The sequence below is a fragment of the Rhodopirellula sp. SH410 genome (assembly GCF_055811895.1).
The window spans coordinates 5026815-5047534 of the sequence record NZ_CM147949.1; the positions used below are offsets into that span (position 1 = coordinate 5026815).

At 58.5% G+C, this 20720-nt stretch carries 17 protein-coding genes and 1 pseudogene; 9 read left to right on the plus strand and 9 right to left on the minus strand.

The genetic code is table 11. The features are described 5' to 3' along the window. Positions 1-47: 47 nt before the first annotated feature. Together SH410x_RS18355 and SH410x_RS18360 are read left to right on the plus strand one after the other, a co-directional pair. Positions 48-1658, plus strand: a complete 1611-nt coding sequence (locus SH410x_RS18355) for a sugar ABC transporter ATP-binding protein (RefSeq protein WP_473669672.1) — start codon at positions 48-50, stop codon at positions 1656-1658. Then, complete coding sequence (locus SH410x_RS18360; RefSeq protein ID WP_473669674.1) at positions 1655-2599, plus strand: ABC transporter permease; 945 nt, start codon at positions 1655-1657, stop codon at positions 2597-2599. The genes SH410x_RS18355 and SH410x_RS18360 overlap by 4 nt, the downstream gene beginning before the upstream one ends. 111 nt (positions 2600-2710) lie before the next feature. Here the strand turns inward: SH410x_RS18360 and SH410x_RS18365 are convergent, their stop codons facing one another. After that, positions 2711-3208, minus strand: coding sequence for a YbhB/YbcL family Raf kinase inhibitor-like protein (locus SH410x_RS18365; protein WP_473669676.1), 498 nt, complete (start codon positions 3206-3208; stop codon positions 2711-2713). A gap of 144 nt (positions 3209-3352) precedes the next feature. Next, positions 3353-5971: a U32 family peptidase gene (locus SH410x_RS18370; RefSeq protein ID WP_473677341.1), complete on the minus strand. Its 2619-nt coding sequence runs from the start codon at positions 5969-5971 to the stop codon at positions 3353-3355. 355 nt (positions 5972-6326) lie between these two features. Here SH410x_RS18370 and SH410x_RS18375 point away from each other — a divergent pair, with 355 nt between their 5' ends. Beyond that, complete coding sequence (locus SH410x_RS18375; protein WP_473669678.1) at positions 6327-7523, plus strand: DUF481 domain-containing protein; 1197 nt, start codon at positions 6327-6329, stop codon at positions 7521-7523. On the opposite strand, the gene SH410x_RS18380 is transcribed toward SH410x_RS18375, so the two are convergent. Continuing rightward, on the minus strand, positions 7511-7972 hold the full coding sequence (locus tag SH410x_RS18380; protein WP_473669680.1) for a flagellar export chaperone FlgN: 462 nt from the start codon (positions 7970-7972) through the stop codon (positions 7511-7513). The two genes, SH410x_RS18375 and SH410x_RS18380, sit on opposite strands and share 13 nt — an antisense overlap. Positions 7973-7999: 27 nt before the next feature. Then, positions 8000-8929: a nicotinate-nucleotide diphosphorylase gene (locus tag SH410x_RS18385; RefSeq protein ID WP_473669682.1), complete on the minus strand. Its 930-nt coding sequence runs from the start codon at positions 8927-8929 to the stop codon at positions 8000-8002. 99 nt (positions 8930-9028) lie between these two features. Here SH410x_RS18385 and SH410x_RS18390 point away from each other — a divergent pair, with 99 nt between their 5' ends. The 3 genes from SH410x_RS18390 to SH410x_RS18400 are packed head-to-tail and all read left to right on the plus strand — an operon-like array spanning position 9029 to position 10740. Continuing rightward, entirely contained in the window at positions 9029-9580 is a 552-nt protein-coding gene (locus SH410x_RS18390) for a hypothetical protein (RefSeq protein ID WP_473669684.1), read from the plus strand. A gap of 31 nt (positions 9581-9611) precedes the next feature. After that, positions 9612-10616: a hypothetical protein gene (locus SH410x_RS18395; protein WP_473669686.1), complete on the plus strand. Its 1005-nt coding sequence runs from the start codon at positions 9612-9614 to the stop codon at positions 10614-10616. Beyond that, positions 10609-10740: a hypothetical protein gene (locus SH410x_RS18400; protein ID WP_473677448.1), complete on the plus strand. Its 132-nt coding sequence runs from the start codon at positions 10609-10611 to the stop codon at positions 10738-10740. The genes SH410x_RS18395 and SH410x_RS18400 overlap by 8 nt, the downstream gene beginning before the upstream one ends. A 45-nt stretch (positions 10741-10785) precedes the next feature. Here SH410x_RS18400 and SH410x_RS18405 read toward each other — a convergent pair. Together SH410x_RS18405 and SH410x_RS18410 are read right to left on the minus strand one after the other, a co-directional pair. After that, positions 10786-10857 (minus strand): annotated as a pseudogene (locus tag SH410x_RS18405) (hypothetical protein); the annotation flags it as partial. A gap of 29 nt (positions 10858-10886) precedes the next feature. Further along, positions 10887-11483 carry a redoxin family protein gene (locus SH410x_RS18410; protein ID WP_473669688.1) on the minus strand — a complete coding sequence of 199 codons (597 nt, stop codon included), beginning with the start codon at positions 11481-11483 and terminating at the stop codon, positions 10887-10889. A 334-nt stretch (positions 11484-11817) separates the two neighbouring features. Between SH410x_RS18410 and SH410x_RS18415 the strand changes: the two genes are divergently transcribed. Together SH410x_RS18415 and SH410x_RS18420 are read left to right on the plus strand one after the other, a co-directional pair. Then, a complete protein-coding gene (locus SH410x_RS18415; RefSeq protein ID WP_473669690.1) occupies positions 11818-13353 on the plus strand; it encodes a hypothetical protein in 1536 nt (511 codons plus the stop codon). Positions 13354-13469: 116 nt separating this feature from the next. Beyond that, positions 13470-14585, plus strand: a complete 1116-nt coding sequence (locus SH410x_RS18420; protein ID WP_473669692.1) for a tRNA-uridine aminocarboxypropyltransferase — start codon at positions 13470-13472, stop codon at positions 14583-14585. Here the strand turns inward: SH410x_RS18420 and SH410x_RS18425 are convergent. After that, positions 14536-15273, minus strand: a complete 738-nt coding sequence (locus SH410x_RS18425; RefSeq protein WP_473669694.1) for a thioesterase II family protein — start codon at positions 15271-15273, stop codon at positions 14536-14538. The two genes, SH410x_RS18420 and SH410x_RS18425, sit on opposite strands and share 50 nt — an antisense overlap. Before the next feature lie 179 nt (positions 15274-15452). Here SH410x_RS18425 and SH410x_RS18430 point away from each other — a divergent pair, with 179 nt between their 5' ends. Further along, positions 15453-17615, plus strand: a complete 2163-nt coding sequence (locus SH410x_RS18430; protein WP_473669696.1) for an AMP-binding protein — start codon at positions 15453-15455, stop codon at positions 17613-17615. A gap of 109 nt (positions 17616-17724) precedes the next feature. Here the strand turns inward: SH410x_RS18430 and gatB are convergent, their stop codons facing one another. After that, positions 17725-19221 (minus strand): Asp-tRNA(Asn)/Glu-tRNA(Gln) amidotransferase subunit GatB, encoded by a 1497-nt coding sequence (gene gatB / locus SH410x_RS18435; RefSeq protein WP_473669698.1) that lies wholly within the window; start codon positions 19219-19221, stop codon positions 17725-17727. Between the two features lie 168 nt (positions 19222-19389). Further along, complete coding sequence (locus SH410x_RS18440) at positions 19390-20688, minus strand: Gfo/Idh/MocA family oxidoreductase (protein ID WP_473669700.1); 1299 nt, start codon at positions 20686-20688, stop codon at positions 19390-19392. Between the last annotated feature and the right edge of the window lie 32 nt (positions 20689-20720).

The following is a 20720-nucleotide window of genomic DNA, read 5'->3' on the forward strand; positions in this document are numbered from 1 at the left end:
GACCGGCCGCCGAGCGTTCGGCCACATTCCACCAAGAAACATTGCCCATGAACTCACCACCACCAATCCTCGTTGTCGATCAGCTCACCAAACGGTATGGCTCGGTGACGGTGTTGGATCATGTGAGCGTCGGATTTGCGGCGGGCGAAATCCATGCGCTGCTCGGTGCGAACGGGGCTGGCAAGAGTACGCTTTGTAAAATCATTTCCGGTTTGGCCGTGAGGTCAGGCGGGGCGATGCAATTCGACGGCCAGACTTTTGATCCCCACAACAAACAGTCAGCGGAAGCGAATGGCATTCAAATCGTACAGCAGGAACTGAACCTGATCGGTTCGCTATCGGTTGCCGAGAACCTCCTGCTGACCCGGATGCCCGTGCGTTGCGGCTTCATCAATCGCCGTCGCCTTCACGCCCGAGCCCGTGTCGCGTTGGACCGGCTCGGTTTGTCCGATATCGATACCCATGCGATGGTGCACTCGCTCGGCGTTGGACATCAACAGATGGTTGAAATCGCAGCGGCGTTGGACCAGCAGTGCCGATTGCTGATTCTCGATGAGCCGACTGCGGCGCTGAGTGGTCGGGAGACCGAGCGATTGTTCGAGCACCTCAGTCAACTCCGAGACCAAGGGGTTGCGATTGTGTATATCAGCCATCGGCTGGAGGAGGTTTCGCGGATGGCCGATCGCGTTACTTTTCTGCGAGACGGCCGATTGGTTTGCACACGAGAAACCGCGACGCTCAGCACCCGAGAAATGGTCGAGTTGATGAGCGGCGACGAAGATGCGTCGCATCTCAGTGATTTCTGCTCTCACGCAACGGCCCGGACCGCTTTGCGAGTGAGTGACCTCACCCGATCCAACGTCGTCCGAAAGGTATGCTTCTCGGTCTGCGAAGGTGAACGACTGGGGATCGCTGGACTGGTCGGCTCGGGACGCACAGAGCTATTGCGATTGATCTTTGGCGCGGATGTTCCGACCGATGGCGAAGTCTACCTGCGAGATCAGACCGAGCCGTGCCGGTTTCGACACCCTGCTGATGCGGTTGGGGCAGGGTTGGCGATGGTCACGGAGGATCGCAAGCAGAATGGGCTGCTGTTGCCTCAATCCATCCGCGTCAACGCGACGCTCGTGGCTCATGGTCAAAGTCATCGGCAACGCGCGAGCGAAGTCACGTCTCAACAACCCGATGCCGGTGAGCCCCGGGATGATCATCGGTTCTCGCATACCAAGCTCAGTCGGTGCGGCTGGATTCGCAAGTCGCGTGAGAAAGCGAATACCCAAACGATGGCAGATCAGCTGGAGATTCGCTGTGCGTCAATCGAACAATCCGTCGGAACATTGAGTGGCGGAAACCAGCAGAAGGTCGCTGTGTCAAAGTGGCTGATGCAGGATGCGAACGTGTATTTTTTCGACGAACCGACACGCGGGATCGACGTTGCCGCACGCCAGCGAATCTATCAAGTTTTGGAATCGCTCGCGAAAGCTGGCAAAGCGATCGTGATCGTCAGCAGCGATCTCGACGAACTTTTGGAAACTTGCGATCGGATCGTTGTGATGTCCGCCGGAAAGATGGTTGCTGATTTTTCACGCGAGCATTGGTCGCCCGACGCGATCATGCAGGCCGCGTTTTCGGGATATTTATCGGGTGAGACAGTATGAAGGCTGCATTGCTTCAATACGGTGGTTTGGTTGGTGTGCTGGGCTTGCTGATCTTGTTTTTCAGTCTGCGTAGTGAGAGTTTCTTTCAAACCAGTACGGCAATCCTGATCGCCAATCAGATTCCTGAGCTGACGTTGATCGCCGTTGGCATGACGCTGGTCTTGGTCATGGGGCAGATTGATCTCTCCGTTGGGTCCGTGATGGCGCTGTCGGCCGCAGTGTTGGGGACGTTGATGTCCGAGCACCAGTGGCCTCTTTGGGCCGCGATTCCCGCCTGCCTTTTGACCGGTGGAGTCTGTGGACTGTTGACGGGAACCATTTCGGTTTCGTTTCGAGTTCCGTCCTTCATTGTCTCGTTGGGAATGCTGGAAATCGCCAGAGGTGCGACGCGCAGGATCCTGGACTCGAACACCCTGTCGATCGGCCGAGAGATTGCCGTCGTCAGCGAGCCGATTGAAACGTTGCGTCTGTCGCCTATTTTCTTGGTCTCGCTGATCAGCGTCATTGCTGCGCAGTTGCTACTCACTCAAACAGTGTTCGGCCGATTCTGCGTCGCGATCGGTACCAACGAAGAGGCGGTGCGGATGTCGGGCATTCGCACCAAGCCGTATGCGATTGGGGTGTTTGTGATCAGCGGAGTTTTATGCGCGCTGGCAGGACTGGCGCCCACTTCTCTCATGGAAGCCGCTGACCCGGGTGCTGGAATTGGCATCGAGCTTTCAGCCATCGCGGCCTGTGTGATCGGCGGGACGAGTCTGATGGGAGGGCGGGGGAACGCCATCAGCACGCTGCTCGGAGTGCTGATTATCGCCGTCCTACAAACAGGGCTCAGCCGCATGTCGGTCGAAGACGAGAACAAGCAAATCGTGACGGGAACCGTGATTATTATCGCAGTCCTCCTCGACACCCTGCGTCAGAACTGGGGCAGGCGACGCGAGTAACGCTGTCCCACACGATGCGTGAAACTCATGGGACTCGCGATGCTCCCTGACTCGGCGTGGTGGCCGCAGCGTGATCGCCGAGTCGTGATGCAGCACGCTTCTGGACCATCGCTATTTCTGCTCGAAGGTTCCCTGGAGTACGGTCTGATCGAGCACGTGGCCATCGATCGCGTTGAGAAGTGTCGCCTTGGTCGCCTCCGATGCACTGAGGCTGATCTCTTGATCGAGTGCATACAAATGGAAACGATATCGATGCGGGCCGCTTCCCGGTGGCGGTAAGGGTCCGCGGTAACCCACATTGTCTTGATCAAAGCAGTTTGTGCCTTGGAGGGCGATCACTGGCGCAGACAACTCTGCCAGTTGTGGCACGCCGTCCGGCAACTCGCGTGTATCAGCAGGTAGATTATAGATCACCCAGTGGACCCAAGGCCCTTCTGGACGTGGGTTCGCACGGCTGGGGGCATCGGGATCGTCACAAATGATCGCAAACGATTGTGTGTTTTCAGGAGCATCCGACCACTGGAGCGTTGGTGAGATATCGTCGCCGATACCGGTGTACTTTGCGGGGATCGGATGGCCTTCTTGGAACGCAGTGCTGGTCAATTTCATGTGGGATACTCCTCAGTATTACGGAAAATCGGTTTCGCTGGAAACATTTTGCGATCATGCCTCAGAAACGAACAGGGCCCATGCGAACGACCTGGGGGCTCCTCGCTGAACGCTGCTCGATCAGAAACTGATATCGCCGAACGATCAGAGTATGGCAAGCGGATTGCGTTTGGCTTCCAAGGTTCCGCGGGTGACACCGACCCGGTTGTCAGCTGCTAGACTTCGCCACACGTCGGGGCCGCTGACCTGACCCTTGAGTAACTGACGGTACAACTGGATCGTTTTCTCCGCCTGAGCCGCCGACTCGTCGAGCAACTCGATACGAAAACAACCGACGCCGCGGTCGATCAGGGACGAGACCACGTCGGCGGCACTCTGCGGGGTGGCGTTGTAGAGAGTGTTGCGGCAGGCGATGTCGGCCTGCAAAACGTGCATTTTGCCGACACGATCTCGCAACTGCACGACGTGCCGGTCACAGGGACGCCCACAATTAGTCTTGTTCGTTCCCGGTGACAGCACGCTGCAGAAGACACAGTGCTCCATATGGAACATGGGCATGTGCTGGTGCATGACCATTTCGATCCAGTTGCCTGGGGTCGCCGCAATCAAACTGTCGAGTTGATCCGCATTGAGATCGTACGACGCGGTCACTCGCTCGACTCCGCGCCCGATCAACCATTCGGCCGCGCGATGATTGGCGACGTTCAGAGAGAAGTCAGCTACGGTCGGGACACCTGCGACGATGGCCGCATCGACTGCCGCCAGGTTTCGTGCCAGCATGCCATCAGGCTCATACTTCAAAATCTGCCGGATCAGGCCCATCTCGCCCGGTTTCTGCATACGGATCGAAGCGATCCAGGTGGGCACGCCGGCGGCACGACCGATGCGGACGGCATCGCGATGCGTTCGAACATCGTGAAAGTCCGCGATCACAGTATCGACGCCCAGGCTGACGGCCGCTTCGAGCTGTTCGATCGTCCGGCACAGCACCGACAACTTGGGCGGAGCGGCGTCTGGTACACGGGAATCATCTCGCAATCCGCATGTCAACGCGACACCCGCTTCGACGTCAACGCTACGAACGGAAGGTGCCTCGAGTAAAGCCGTCAGATTTTCGACTAACTCGCGCCGGGCAGCATTGATTACCGCCAGCGGCACGATGGGAGCGCCGGTGATCTCCGCATCCAGCCGCCCAAGATGGAACACGGTGCCACCGAGCCTGCCGAGTTTGTCGACGAGGACGTCGTGAGTGATCGCATGTTTGCGTGCGGCCTCAAGAGGCGAGTCGGAAACCACGTCGCAGCGGATCGGCGCGATATCGGTCCCGAGCAGACTGCCAGGAACGATTCCTGTCAGCCGCAGTGGCTCACCAACTTTCGCTTCCACGCGAAAATCGATTGGTTGAGTGCGGCGTGGCTTCCCACCGAATGTCGCCGCGAGTTTTTTGTTGAGTTTGGGATCATCGTTCTTGAAGACGATCGCGTCGTCTTCGATGCGCAGGAAATCGATGGAACCTCTCGCGAAGCCGATCCAGACATCACTTCCCGACTTTGCCACCTTCAGTTTCGCATTGGCACTCCCCGATGAAGGATCCGTCGGTCGACGATGGAAGGCGATCGAATAGATCCGTCCGCCCTGATGGTTGTCAGCGAATCCGCTACCGGCGTAGGCATCGTCGCGGGCTGTCGGCGGCAGCGAGGCAATTGCTAAACCGTCACCAAGGGCAATGTCGGCGGCCAGTGTCACGCGGATTTCGTCACCGCGAATATCGAGAACTTGGCCCAGCACGATCCCCTGCTTGGCCGCTCGCACGCCCGGCACGAGCCGTTTGTGATCGTTGCCCTCCAGCCAACCGGGGGCGAAACCGCGGGAAAAGGAGAGTTCCATTTCCTGCCGGTCACGTTCGCTCATTCGCACCACGCCCTCAGCAACCGCCTGATCGATGGCGCGGCGGTAATGGCCAGTGATATTGGCAACGTATTCGGGCGTCTTTAATCGCCCCTCAATTTTCAGGCTATCGACGCCCGCGGCGATCATGTCGGGAATCGCTGCGTAACCCGCCAAATCCTGCGGGGAGAGTAGGTAACGCACGTCTCCCAGATCCTGGTCTTCGCCATCGCAGACGAGGTCGTACGGCAATCGGCAGGCCTGGGCACATTGCCCCCGGTTCGCACTCCGCCCGCCCAGCGACTCGCTCGTCAAACACTGGCCCGAGTACGCCACACACAAGGCACCGTGGATGAAAGCTTCCAGCGGCATCGATGTGGCGGACCGAATCTTGGCGATCTCCGCGACCGACAATTCCCGCGCCAGGACAACCCGGGCCAGCCCCAGGTCCGCGGCAACGGCAATTGTTTCGGCGGACGTGAGGCTCATTTGCGTGGAGGCGTGAATCTCAAGTTCGCTGCACATCGCTCGGACGACTCGGGCGACCCCAAAATCCTGCACCAGGACCGCATCGACTCCTGCCTCGGCCACGGCCGTGACCACTTCGATGAGCGACGGCATCTCGTTGGGAAACACCAGCGTATTGAGCGTTACATAGCCACGCACCCCCCGCCGGCGAAGCATTCGCATCAGTTCAGGCAAGTCCCCCAACCCAAAATTGGCGGCTCGCGAGCGAGCATTGAAGCCACGATCGACCCCGAAATAGATCGCATCCGCGCCGTTTTCAACGGCCGCCTCGGCGCAGTCCCAACTGCCCGCTGGAGACAATAATTCGGGAGAGATCAAGGCCGGTCGGTTTTCGAGAGTGGGTTCCATTTCCTCAGGATACCCGTAAATCGCAGCAAGCCCAGAGGCAAGGGCGAGATTCACGAACGCGATTTTGGTGCGGGTCCTCGTTGGCACAACGGACGGAACCGTCTGAGTGGCACGAACCTCTCTTTCCCTCATCCCGCTGCTTTGCTAGTTAGGCACGCATCACCTAAGCACATGCGAGTAAGTTCTGCACAGGTGCTTAGCAACGCGGGATCAATAACTGGCATAGTGGATCTTGTTAAAGATCCATCCAGAACAGGATCTTTAACAAGATCCACTACGGTAAACCCGTCACTTATTGTTCCTGGTGTCCTTAGAACTCGCCTCATCGAATCCACTGTTGTTTTTTCAGGAAGCTATGCCCAGCCAACCCAATCACCGCCGGGCGAGCGGAATCGATGTCCATCGCATCCCGCTGGTCTGCGTGTTACTGGTGCTATGGGCGAATTCGCCGATTGCGGCTCAGCAGTCACTGCCTGCGCCAATGTCGCCATCGCCGCAGACGTCGCCCGTACCAAGCTGGCAATCGGGGCGATCGAGTTGGAACGGCAGCGGCTACGAAGCGCTGCCTGCACCGGCCCCGGCACCCTCACGCTCGCCATCACCGACTCTCGCAGCGCCAGAATTGCCGACGGAGTGGAACGAAAATTTCGGACTGTCGCAGCCGCCCGGGCAAGTCTCCGTGATGGAAGAATTGCCGCCCGGGGACGTCGTCGGCGCCGCCGAAGATGTTGTTTTAACGGACTCGACCGGGGCTCTTGCCGAAGTTGCCGCTGACATCGAGCCGGACAGCCTCAGTGATTTGCCCATCGGCGCGGCCCTCGCCGAGGCAGCTCCTTTGGAGGAACCACCGCTGCAGGAAGAAATTGTCCAGTGGTACGCGATCCCCTGGCGATGGGTGACCAAGGGCTGGACCAGTCACGCCGAACTGGGGCTGAACGGGAGTTACGGAAATGCGGTCACGTCCGCCATTCAAACCGGACTGGAAATGAACCGTAAAACCGATCTCTACACACTCGGGATCGATTTTAACTACCGCCAGGCCAGCACCCAGAAACGCAATACCGAGGACAACGCACGCCTGAATATCGAATACGACCGCCTGCTTGGAAAAACCAAATGGACGTCATTCGGCAAACTCGGCTTGGCCTACGACAAATTCAAAGCCTTCGATCTGCGTCTGAATATGAATGCCGGTTTCGGCTACTATTGGCTTCGCAACGACCAAACGAACTTGATCACTCGCGCGGGTCTCGGTGCATCGAGAGAATTCGGTGCTCCCATCGACCGGTGGACGCCCGAAGCGGTGCTGGGGTTGAACTACGATCGCCAGCTCTCTGAGCGTCAAAAGGTTATTGCAAAAGTGGACTATTTCCCCAGCCTGCGTGACTATCATGACTATCGCGTCGTGGCCGACTTAGCATGGGAAACCTTGATTGATACCTCTGAGAACCTTTCACTGCGTCTCTCCGTGACGGATCGATACGACAGCACGCCGCAAGGTGCGCTGCCCAACGACGTGTATTACGCGGCACTGCTGCTCTACAAATTCTGATCAACCGACAACGATTCTTTTCCATCGCTGGACAGGTCGAGTCGATCGCCTTGGGATGGCTGTTCAGCGGATTGAGTGTACCCGGACGTTGCTCGGCGAACGCCATCACCTTGAACCGAACGCTCGCCGACTGCGCGACGAAGGCTCGCGAGCGATTTCTCGCACGCTGCCTCGCGTGCGATCAGTTGCCGGTGCATCGCGTTGCATTCTTCATTCCTAGCACGATGCCGGTCAGACACATCGGGCGGAGCGGGGCACGATTCGAAGTCTCTTCTGAGTTTTCCCGAAAACTCAACCAACCCGTCGACGAGTCGCTGCTTTTCTGCGAGCAAACGCATCAGTTCGTTCATGCGAGTGTGCGCAATGGCCGTTTCCTGTTGGGTGGTTAACTCGAGCAGTTGCGTGAGTTGAGCGTGTCGTGTCTCGATCGTTTTTTCCAGGTCGTTCATTGCCGATGCCCATGGTTCCCGGGATTTTCACGCCCAATCCATCCCCAAGTCCAACGAGGTCGCTTGGTGGGTTAACGCTCCGCTGCTGATCCGGTCCACGCCTGTCGCGGCGACGTTTGCGATGGTATCGATCGTGATATTGCCCGACGCTTCGAGTTCGACGGCAACACCGGCGGCGTCGCGAGCGGCGACGGCGGTCCGCAGATCCTCGAGGGAGAAATTATCCAACAGAACGATATCGATCCCACTGCCGAGTATCGTTTCCAATTGATCCAACCGATCGACTTCGATCTCGACGATCGACGGGGCGACGAGATGGTTCATCATACCGCCCCGCATCGCTACCGCTCGGTGTGCGGCTTCCGCAGCGCCCAGCGGTTCGTCGCGGCCGCTCGGCTCGTTGCGAGACTGCCCCAGCGCCAAGTGATTGTCTTTGATCAAAAAGCCGTCGAATAGCCCCGTCCGGTGATTGTGACCGCCGCCACAGCGAACGGCATATTTTTCCAGTCGCCGCATCCCAGGGGTTGTCTTGCGAGTGTCGTACAAGCGGGCGTTCGTTCCGTCTAGCTCGTCGACATACCGCCGCGTTAATGTCGCGATCCCGCACAGTCGCGAGAGCAGATTCAGCGTGACCCGTTCGCTCGTGAGCAGGTCGCGAGCGGATCCGGACAGTCGGACCAGAGCCGTCCCGGGCGAAAACGACTCGCCCTCGCCGATCAGGACTTCGACATCCAAGTCAGCATCAAATTCGTTGATGATCCAAGGGGTCAACGCGATTCCTGCCGCGATTCCGTCGGCACGCGAAACGATCTGACATGCGCCGCGACGCTCAGCATCAATCATCGCTACCGTCGTCCAGTCGACCGCGATGTCGAGATCCTCGGCAATCGCCAGCCGCACGAGCTGCCGCAAGTCATTTTCGAGACGTTCGTCAATCTCAACAGGGGTATAATCCACGGGTGCAGGTTGGGAGTTCAACGTCGACCTTTCGGTATGTAGTGGCGATTTGGTACCAAGCGTCCTGAGCGGCATCTCAAAGATGCCTGCGACCTCGGAATGATGAATATGATAGGCGAATACAAGATTAACCGTACCACCCGTCGCTGCAGCGTTGGCAATCGGCCGCTGCTGCCGGGGGAATATTATTACAGCGTCGTTTCCGGGGATGACGAAGAGTTCCGCCGGGTCGATATCGCTGCGGACGCGTGGACCGGCCCGCCGGAGGGTTGCATCGGACATTGGAAGAACCGAGTGCCGCTGCCCGAGGAGAAAAAACGCGAATTGGCTCCCCCTGAGGTCCTGATCGATTTGCTGCGGTCGATGGGAGATCAACCGGCCATGATCAAAATGCGCTACCTGCTCGCTCTGATGCTGCTGCGAAAACGGCACCTCAAACCTTACGAGGACGCCTCACTGATTCGTGCCGAGCCAGCCTCGAGGGAGGAGCCGTCCGCTGTCGCTGCGGAGCCCTCGTCCCGGAATCAATTACAGCTGGAATCGAGTGCGGATGGTTCCGTCCTCACGATCGAGGTAGCTGACATTGCCTCGACCGAAGCGGAAAGTCTACAAGAGCAACTTGTCGATCTACTTTATCGCGAAGTGGAATGATCCAATATTGGCAAGGGAGCCAGTTTTCGCAATGCATGATGCACCCACCAGCACGATCCTTGCCACTCTATCGGCCGTTGTTCTGATTTGCTGCGGTGGCTGCCCACGCGCGGTCACGGTCGCCAATTTGCCGCCCCCGCCAGTCGTGCTGCCTGAAGCACCTGACATCATGGCGCTCGCAGCGGCAGTCAACCGCACCGATACGATTCGCGAACTGTCGACCAACTCAGCCACGCTCGATGTACTGAGCATGACGGCGGTGCCGAAGCTCTCTGCGACGATGCATCTCCAACGCGATCGAAATTTTCGGCTCAAGGCCAGCGTGCCCCTGATTATGGGAAGTGGTATCGACCTCGGCAGTAACGCCAACGAGTTTTGGTTTGAGGTGCCCGAAGGAATGTCGCAAACCCTCTACTATGCCGACCATGAACAGTACGCAAGCAACCTGGACCGGGCGATTTTACCCGTTGACCCGAGCTGGCTGATCGATGCCATTGGACTGGCCCAACTCGACCCGAACACCGTTGTCGCAGGTCCGGTGACTCGCACCGATGGATTGATCGAGGTCCGAAACTCGGTGCAAACCCTCGCGGGTACCTATCAACGCGTGTGCTTCATCGAGCCCTCTGCTGGCTACATCTCTCATCTCTTCTTGTACTCCCCCGACGGTCGCTTGGTGGCCAAGAGTTTTGCCAGCGAGCATGAATACTTCGAGGGTGTCAACTGCGTTCTGCCGCACCGCGTGAAGATCGAACTGTTCCCCGCTGCCGGACCACCTCTGGCGATGCAGTTGCACGTCGCTACCTACAGCATCAATCAATTGCTCTCGGGCGACCCGCAACTCTTCACCATGCCAGCGACCGCAAACCGAGTCGATCTACTGCAGATTACGGGCGTTCCACCGACAGCCAACTATGTGTCAACACCGAGTCCGTCCGCATGGGCGCAACCGACCACGACAGCGGCAGGCAGGCCGACCGAGTACCGCGCCGCCGCCCCCACGGGGCCCCCGCTACGCGGCATCCGCTATGAGTAGCCACGCTCGCCAGAGCGTGGTCCAGACAAGCGTCGCCGTACCGACGGTACCGATGCCCGTCCAAATTGCGTCGCTCGTACCGATCCTGATTTCTGTCACCGCGATCGCTAAACGCGATCGCTAAACAATTGAAGCTCGCAACCATCGCGACGAGCGTGAACACACTGGGCCACAGTCGTGTCCAGCCTTCGGTGCACTTCAAGCCAATTGCCCAGAATATTTCCAGGCAACCGGCGATCACCAAATAAACTCATGCCGTGGAAGGGTTCGTTACAGCGCCGCGAGAACATCGTCCGCGCTCACGCGGCCACGATGACTGTCGCTAATCTTGACGAACGCAATCTTGCCAGACTTATCAACGACAATCGTTGATGGATAGGCAGTCTCTCTCGGCGCATCCCAACGCAGGCCATAGGCATTGGTAAACTCGTAGCCCGGATCGATCAAGAAAGTAAACGGCTTGGGCAACTTCGTGCCGTGCAAAAAGTCATCGGCACGTTGGGCGAGTTGCGATTCCGCACCGGGGTAAATCAAGAGGACGCGGGCACCTTTGGCTGCAAACTGATCAGCGTGCTTGATCAAGTTAGCGACTTGGGCCGAGCAGGCGGGGCATTGATAGCCAGGAAAGCCACGCAACACCACGACGACGACTGGCCCGTCGGCATTGACCTTACTCAACTGCACGTCACCCGATAGCTGCCCCGCGACTGCGGGGAGTTCAAAGTCCTTGGCGGACTCACCCTTCTTCAATCCCTCGCGTGCCGCTGCGACAGGGTCGGTCGCAGATGTTTCCGCCATGGCGGGAAATGCAATCGCTGTGGTGAGCAGGAACGTGCAAAATGCACTTCGGTGGATTCGAGTCTTCAAGGAATACCTCTGTCAATTCAATCGGGGAAAACGTGGCGAAATGGGTCCGCAAACGGATCGCTGCGGCATGCTATTGTGCAAATGGGCATTGGCCGCGGCGATCCGCCGGCATGGGGGTGCGTTCCCTAGAATCTTGCAAAGGCTCACCATTTTCGGAGAGGCGTGATTTCAGACTTCGCTGCGGCGCGACGCCACTTTCGCGGGCCGCGCCATGGAACGACGCCGGAGTGACTGCCACGGCTTGCGGCCATGAAATGTTTGTCCCACCCCCGCGAAAATGTGTAGAATCATGGGCGACGCTCTGCCAGTTCGGTACACCGACAGGAGACTTGAAATGAGACATCCTCACGACATCAACGAACGACGCACTTTTTTAAAAACAGCCGGGATTGCTGGCGCCACGTTGTCCATGGCTGAGTTTGGGTTCCTGGGCCGGCTACCGACTGTATCGGCTGCCGATGCGCGGCTGCCGTCCGAGGCAGTCGCATTCTCTCCGGACATTGAACCCCTGGTTCGCTTGCTCGAAGACACGCCGCGTGAGAAAGTGGTCGACACGTTCGCCGCCAAGATTCAGTCGGGGACGAGTTACCGGGAGGTCTTAGCCGCCTTGCTGTTGGCGGGCGTGCGGAACATTCAACCTCGCCCGAGTGTGGGGTTCAAGTTCCATGCGGTCTTGGTCGTGAATTCCGCGCACCTGGCCAGCCTCAATTCTCCGGATTCCGATCGCTGGCTGCCGATCTTCTGGGCGCTCGACTATTTCAAGTCGTCGCAGGCCCGTGATGTGCAGGAAGGCGACTGGACCATGTCGGCCGTCGACGAAGCCAAGGTTCCGCCGTCGCACCGTGCCAAGGAAGCGTTTACGGAGGCAATGGACACATGGGATGTGGAGGCTGCCGACACCGCAATCGTTGCCCTCTGCCGGACGGCCTCGGCAGCGCAGGTCTTCGATATCCTGGCCCACTATGGCTGCCGCGACTATCGCAGCATCGGACACAAAGCGATCTATGTCGCCAACGCATACAGGACTCTCCAGTGCATCGGATGGCGTTATGCTGAGCCCGTGCTTCGCTCGCTCGCCTATGCACTACTCAATCACGACGGTCAACCCAACCCATCGACGACGGATCTCGAGCCCGATGCGGCCTGGCGAGTCACACAGACGCGACTCCGCACGCTTCCCGGCGATTGGAATCGGGGCCATCTCGATGCGGGGGCAACCCGGTCCTTGCTTGATACGCTGCGCAGTGCCTCGCCCAGCGACGCGGTCGCAGCGACGGCTGAGTTGCTCGCCGGCGGCGTGGCGCCCCAATCGATTACCGACGCGTTGTTCCTCTCTGCCGGTGAAATGCTCGGACAGCAGCCCGGGATCGTCTCGTTGCACTCCGCGACGACGACCAATGCGATGCAATACGCCTACCGCACCGCGTTTGGGGACGAAACTCGCCGTGAACTACTCCTGCAAAACGCCGCATTCATCCCCTACTTCCGTGAATCCATGAAGTCGCGGGGGAACGTGGCATCGAAAACAATTGAAATTGCCACGACAGTGGACAAACCCGGTGAGGCGCCGAGCGTGGACGAAATCTTTGCCACGGTATCGAGTGACCGCGGCCGAGCCGCTTCCGAAATGCAAACCTTTTTGGCGTTGGGGGGGCGGCCCGAGTCGCTCATCGACGCGGCTCGGCGGTTGGTATTCCTGAAGGGCAACGACGCCCACGACTACAAATTCAGTTCAGCCGCGTTAGAGGATTTCTACGCCGTCTCGCCGCAGTTTCGCAACGCGTACCTCGCCAGTGCCGCGTACCTGTTGCCGGGTAGCAAGGATCGCGACAACGGACTCGTCCAGCGAGTCGAAAACGCTTTGGCGTGAGCGGTCCAAGGGACCGTGTGGGAAAACAGGTCGTCCAACGGCCCGCCGTCGACAATTCCGAAACGCTGACGGGGGGAGCGTGACGTTAAGCCTGAAGTTCGCTAAGATCCCCCCGCATGTCACCGCCCACCAAACGTTGTTTCCGCTGTTTCCGCCCACATTCACTTTGTTTCTGTGATTGCCTCACGCCGGTCGATCACCGCACGTCGGTGATCATCCTGCAGCATCGTCGCGAACGCTTTCATCCCTTCAACACCGCCAGGATTGTGAGCGAGTCGCTGCAGCAGTGTGAACTGATGGTGGCATACAACGAGGAGCTCGCCGCGAGATTTGAGTCGTTGCCGCTCCACGACGATGTCGGGCTGCTCTACCCGGGACCGAATGCCGAGTTGCTCAGCGAGTTGCCGCCGGACCGTCGTCCGAGTCAATTGGTTGTGCTCGATGGGACCTGGCATCAAGCCAAGACGTTGTATCGGGATATCCCGCGATTGCAGGAACTTCCGCAGTACCGACTGGCCCCTTCCTCGCCGGGCCGCTATCGGATCCGTCGCGAGCCGAACGCCCACGCTCTTTCAACGCTCGAGGCGACCGTATCTGCGCTGACGGCACTGGAACCGGACAACTCAGAATTGGCGGGACTGATATCCGTCTTTGACCGCATGATCGGCGACCAACTCAGGGAGACGACGACGAATTGGCGTCAGAACTCGCGTCGCCGGCGCGGCTCGGCGAATGTCCCGAGAGTCTTAACGGGTGACTTAGGGAATATTGTGGTGGCGTATGGGGAGCGTGAATCGGGCCAGCCTCATCCGATCTACTGGACTGCGATGCGGCTAGGCAGTGGAGAGCGTTTTGAATGTGCGATCGAGTCCACTGCATTTGAGAATACGCAATTGATGGATCACTTGCGGCTCGACAAACAGGTTGCCGAAACGGCCGTTAGCGTGGACGAGTTTCGCAATCGTTGGCGAGCATTCTTGCACGCGGGCGATCGCGTTGCGATGCAGCATCATGGCACCGCAGACCTGCTGCGGAATATCGATGCCGATTTCGCACCGACGGTGATCTTGAAGTCCGTCAATGTGCCGGTGTCGTTGAAGAAAAACGGCGAGGCGGCCCCGACACCGGAGATTTCGCGAGCTCACGAGCGGCTGCAAACGTCGGTCGAATACGTTTATCGCCTCAATTCGCTGTATCAAAATACCGACGAACCAACGGCAGCACGCGATTGAATTGGGCAATCGGAAAGAAGTGATCCCCGGAGAGCGATTCCAGCTTGAATGAACCGCGGGTTCGCATCTGCCAACCTTGCATTTTCGCCGCGGTCGCGCGCCCATCCTGCGCCCCCGCGAGCGCCAGAATCGGAACGTTCAGAGCCTTCGCTTTATCGTCGACGTAGGACTCCAAAAGGGTCAAATCGTGGCGGACGGTGGGCAAGAACAGTTCCATGGCCTCCTTGTTCTCACGCAGCGATTGCGGGATACCACCATAGCGGCGGTCGAGCTGCTCGGCAAAGTCGGCGTTTTCTAAATGGACGATCGAGTCCTGTCGAGAAATTTGGTCCGGCGGCGACATCGCCATCACCGCCACGCCGCGGGTCGCACAGGACTGGGCCACGCAGTACGCCAGCAGGGCACCGAAGCTGTGACCGGCCAGCACGGGAGGGCGAGGCAGCTGCGGCAGTTCGGCTACCAGAATCGAGATCAACTGCGGCAGCGAAGCGGGCATCGCTTCGGCAAAGCGTGCCTCACGACCAGGCAGAGCGGCGGCGAAAAGGTTGACGTCAGATGGAAATTGCTGGCATTGACGCACCAAGGGCGACGCTCCACCACCCGCATGTGGAAACCAAATCACCGTTTCGGCAGAATCGACGGGTTCGCCTATCCGGCGATACCAGGGCTGCGGAGGGGCAGTTGTCATGACGTCAGGTAAACCCGCAATGGAATCCGGCGAATGTTTTGTGAACTCGTTCATCTTTTCAGGCACTGCAAGGGGTCCTATGCTATCGCATGACCATCCAATGAACGCTTCAGCTTTTTTTGCCAGCGATTATCTCAAGAGCTGTTTTTACGCAATTCACCTCTGACATCCTACCGCCCATGCTTCGGAATCCGGCCTCGGCTGCTCAAAGGACACCTCGTTGGCAGTCGCTGCCGCATCTGCTCCATGAGCAGGCCCAACGACATCCTGATCGACCCGCATTAACTTTCGTCGAAGACGACGGCAGTCAATCGACGTTGACTTATGGCGGTCTGCATGACCGCGTCATGGAGCTGTGCGCTCGCATTTGCGACGTGATGGGGCGTCGTGGCACTGATGGTCGGGATGCGGCTGAGCGGGAATCCGCGGATCCTAGGCGCGGAGAGCGAGCACTACTGCTATTTCCCCCCGGCCTCGAATTCACCGTCGGTTTTCTCGCCTGCCAGTACAGTCGGCTCGTTCCCGTGCCGACCTGTTTCCCCAAGCCGGGTCGGGCGATGCCACGATTGGACTCCGCGGCCAAAGACTGTGCTCCCAAACTGCTCTTGGCCGATGCCAAAACGTTGGCAGCGATTGATCCGAAACGAGTCAGTCCAGCGGTCAACTCGTTGCTCACGTTGGCTACCGATGCGCCCCGTACCACTCCGTTCGCGAACGATCCAGGTGCGAGTCTCGCTCAAATCGAGTCCACGGACCTGGGGCTGCTGCAATACACGAGCGGGTCGACGAGCGATCCCAAAGGCGTCATGGTTTCGCATGCGAATTTAATGGCCAATTTAGAGTCGATTCGCCAAGCCTTTGATCTGCACCGGAGCGATGCGGTCGAGGAAGACTACACATCGGCTGTGTTCTGGTTGCCACCGTTTCATGACATGGGTTTGATTGGTGGGATTCTCGAAGCCATCTACCTGGGCGGGCACACGACTCTGATGTCCCCAGGTTCTTTTTTGGCAAAGCCAATGAGTTGGCTCGCGGCCATTTCCAATACAGGTGCGACCATCAGCGGCGCGCCCAATTTTGCGTACGAGCTATGCCTGGATCGTATCACCCCTGACCAAGCCGCTGAACTGGATTTGAGTCGTTGGGAGGTCGCTTTTTGTGGCGCCGAGCCGATTGCGGTGGAAACGCTCGATCGGTTTGCTGCTCATTTTGCCGCCGCAGGATTCCGCGCCGGCGCGTTCATCCCTTGCTACGGATTAGCGGAAGCGACCCTGTTGGCTGCGAGCAGTCGTTCGAACCCAAGCGTTCCGAGGCTCCATGTTGATCGCGACAGCCTGTCACGCGGTCGCGGGACGCCTGTCGGTGAAGACCATCCGCGAAATCAAACTCGGACAATCGTTTGTTGTGGAGAACCCTGCGTCGGCATGCGGATCGAGATCGTTGCCCCCGACCGGTGCACACGGCTGACCGATGGCGAGATCGGTGAGGTTTGGTTACAAGGCGAATCCATCGCTCAGGGCTACTGGCAACGCGACGACATCAATGCTGACCTGTTCAACGCCCGTATCGCTGACGATGAAGCGGCCGGAGAATTCCTTCGCACCGGAGACCTGGGCTTCATTCATGACGGCTGCCTGTACGTGACCGGTCGTTCGAAAGATGTGATCATTCTGCGCGGTCGGAATCATTTCCCGCAGGACATTGAAGCCTCCGTGCAGCGCGCGCTCGGTGACGAGGTGGTCAGGTGCGTTGCCTTGGCGACCGATTCCTATGTCGGAGAAGCCTTGTCCGTGGTCGCTGAGATCTCGCGGCATGTCGACGATGCATTCCTCCCGAACCGAGTGCGTCGCGTGCGCCGGCAGATCATTGAGGAGCACGAGATTGACCCGCGGCAAGTTGTCTTGACCCGTCCCGGCGCGATTCCAGTAACCACCAGCGGGAAAGTTCAGCGTTCGGCGTGTCGTCGTTTGCTCGAATCCGATGAGATCAACGCCCGCTACGAATGGTCCCGCTCAATCCTTATTGACCAAGGCGTGCCGGAGAAATTGCCAGCATTGCCGCAGTCCGTCGATGAGGATTCACGCGACGATGCGACACAGCAAATCGAAGCCTGGATGATGGCATGGCTGATCCATCGGAACGGTATGGACGCACGTGACGTCTGCCCTGAAACTCGCTTTGCTGATCACGGATTGGATTCCATGTCGGCAGTCGAACTGAGTGGCGAACTGGACGATTGGCTGGGCGTCGAGTTGACTCCTGCAGTGGCCTGGAATTATCCCACCCCCGCAAAACTGGCTGCCTATCTCGCTGACGAAATGGCGAAAGCAAAAGTGCACTGATCAATGCAGGCAAGGACGTTGCCGTATGAGCAGCCCGACGTGCCTCAGGCACTCCAATGGGCCGTGCCGCCAACACTCAATCAGACGCAACTTCACACAGGCTGCTTACCTATGCATCTGCAATCAGATCGAGCAGGGTTTGCCGGACCGCTTGCGGGTTGGCGTTAGGGTTTTTACCGCGGGCTTTCCCAATCAATGCACCAACGGCTTGTTGCTTTCCTGCTTTCACGTCCGCAACGACCTGCGGGTTAGCCGCTAACAAATCGCGGCACAGTTCGAGCAAGTCGTTGTCGTCAACCGATTCGATCCCGAGTGCCGCGAGCGCCGCATCGACACTGACATCGTGATCGAGCAAGTATTCAAAGACATCGCGTGCCCGTGCATTATCCAGTTTGCCATCGACAATTTTTTGAATCAAATCGCCCAACCGAGCAGGCGGGACGGGAAATGACTCAACGTGAACATCGCGTTCCTTGATCGTTCGCATGACCTCTTGCATCATCCACGACGATGCCTTCTTTGCGTCACCGCTGTGTTCCGCAGCTGTTTCGAAGTATGCAATCATCGGGGGGCCTTGATTGACGATCACGTCGGCATCGTAGAACTTCAGCCCGTATTGGTCCTGCAGCCGAGTCCGTGTGACGGCGGGCAATTCGCCGAGCGACTCACCGATCTCCTCAATCCATTCCCGTGGCAACCGCACCGGCAACAAATCGGGATCGGGGAAGTACCGGTAATCCGCGGATTCTTCCTTCTCGCGTTGCGGAAAGGTTCGCTCGCCGACGTCGTCCCAACCGAAGGTGCGTTTGGGGGCATCGTCAATCGTTTTTCCTGAATCTTCCCACTCGATCAGTTGCCGCTCAATTTCGTAGTCGATCGCACGCTGCACGTTGCGGAAACTATTGAGGTTTTTGACCTCCACGATTGGCGTGGCGACTTTCTTGCCATCGACGTCGAGGTGCAGGTTCACGTTCGCATCGGCGCGCAAACTGCCTTCCTGCATCTCGCAATCCGAGACATCGAGGTGGGTGAGCAGCAGTTTGAGCTCGCTCAAGTACTCCTTGGCTTCGGCGGCCGAACGCAGGTCCGGCTGGCTGACAATCTCCAGCAGCGGAGTGCCGCAGCGATTCAGGTCGATCTTCGTGTCCGAAACGCCCGCAGACTCATCGTGGATACTCTTGCCTGCGTCCTCTTCCAAGTGAGCGCGGATGATGCCGATGTGACGTGTCGAATCAGGATCGGCGGGGTCAGCGATGTTGAGGTAGCCATCGGCACAAATCGGCAGATCGAATTGGCTGATTTGGTACCCTTTGGGCAAATCGGGATAAAAGTACTGTTTGCGATCCCACTTCGTCAGTGGCGGAATCGAGCAATTCAATGCGAGTCCCGTGCGGACCGACAACCGGATCGCCTCGCGGTTGATCACCGGCAGCGCCCCCGGCATCCCCAGACACACGGGACATACCTGTGTATTGGCGGGCATCCCGAACTGGGTCGTGCAGCCACAGAACAACTTGGTCCGCGTCTTGAGCTGGGCATGCACTTCCAACCCGATGACGACGGTCACGGGATAGCGGTTCGCGGCGAGGCGGTTGGTGGTCGACATGTGGATTCGAGTGAGAGGGGCGAGAAGTATGCGACGTTGCCCAACATACCAGACTGAAAAAACGGAGAACAGGCTTCCACCGTGTCGTCATTTCCCGACTCACCCGGCCTCGCTTCCCCAAACCCCGGACGGGCGTCCGGGGTCACTGCCTGGCGTCGCGGTCTCGTCTCAGATCTCCCAGCCTTGCCGGTACGGCGTGCGGATCAGGGACTGGGCCTGGGGATTGTCACCGGTTGTCATCGTCTCCGCGTCCCAGGTGAATCCTTCGGCGCGATAGGCCACATTCCCGAGCAGGACGGATTCGGCCATCGGACCGGTGTAGTCAAAATTGCAGGTCGCTGCCGGGCCGCCTTTGCATGCGGCAATCCATTCATTGTAGAAACCGGGCGAATCGGGAACGAAGGGCTCAGGGGCTTTGAAGTCCGCAAACTTTTCCTCTGGATACAACTTTCGGCTGCTGAATCCACATACCAGGATCCCGTCGCTGCCCATGAACACGGTATTCATTCCCTTTCCGGAGAGGCCATGCTTCTTCAGCAAATCATTGGGCGTGCCGAGATACCAGTTCAAATCAACGGGTGCGTCTTGATTCGTTTCGTGAAACCGATACGTGACATGCATCGACTTCGGCGTTCGCAACGCATCGACGGGCGGCCCGACTGCGTCGACACGATTGGGGTATTTTAGACCGAGAGCCCAATACGGGATGTCCAGAATATGGCAGCCCCAGTTGCCCGTCTCGCCCGTCCCAAACTCCCACCAAAAACGCCATCCATACGGACAGATCGTCGGTTCGTAGGGGAAGAATTTGGCCGGCCCAACCCATAGATCGTAGTCCAGGGTTTTGGGGACCGGTGGTTTTGAGGTCGGCATGTCCGGCATTCCGCGATCGCCACCGATCCAACTGTGCACCTCGTGTACTTTGCCGATCGCCCCCGACTGGATCAGTTCCACAACACGGTGCATGTTCGGAATCGCATGGCGTTGGTTGCCAAGCTGGGTGGCGAGTTTCTTCTCCCGCGCCAGGTCGCACAGCGTGCGTGTTTCGAACACATTGTGCGCGAGCGGCTTTTCGAGATACACGTTCAGGTCGTGGTGCATCGCGATACTGGCCGGATGAAAGTGCGAATGATCCGGGGTGCTGATCACGACGGCATCAAGTTCCTCGCCGAGTTTGTCGAACATCTTGCGGTAATCCTTATACCGCGTGACGTTTGGAAACTTTTTAAACGTGCCACCGGCGCGAGCTTCATCGACATCAACAAAGGCCACCATGTCCTGGCTCTGAACACCTGAAACGTTCGCGGCCCCTCGCCCGCCAACACCAATGCAAGCGATCCGAAGCTTGTCATTGGGACTCTCCGCTGCCGAGATCCTCCGCCCGGACGCGCCGTGATAGAAGGCCAGTCCAGCGGCAGCAGCGGTGGATGTTTTTAGAATATCGCGACGCGAATGTTTATTCGTCATGGCTCAATAAGTCTCGTAGTGGAAGGTACACG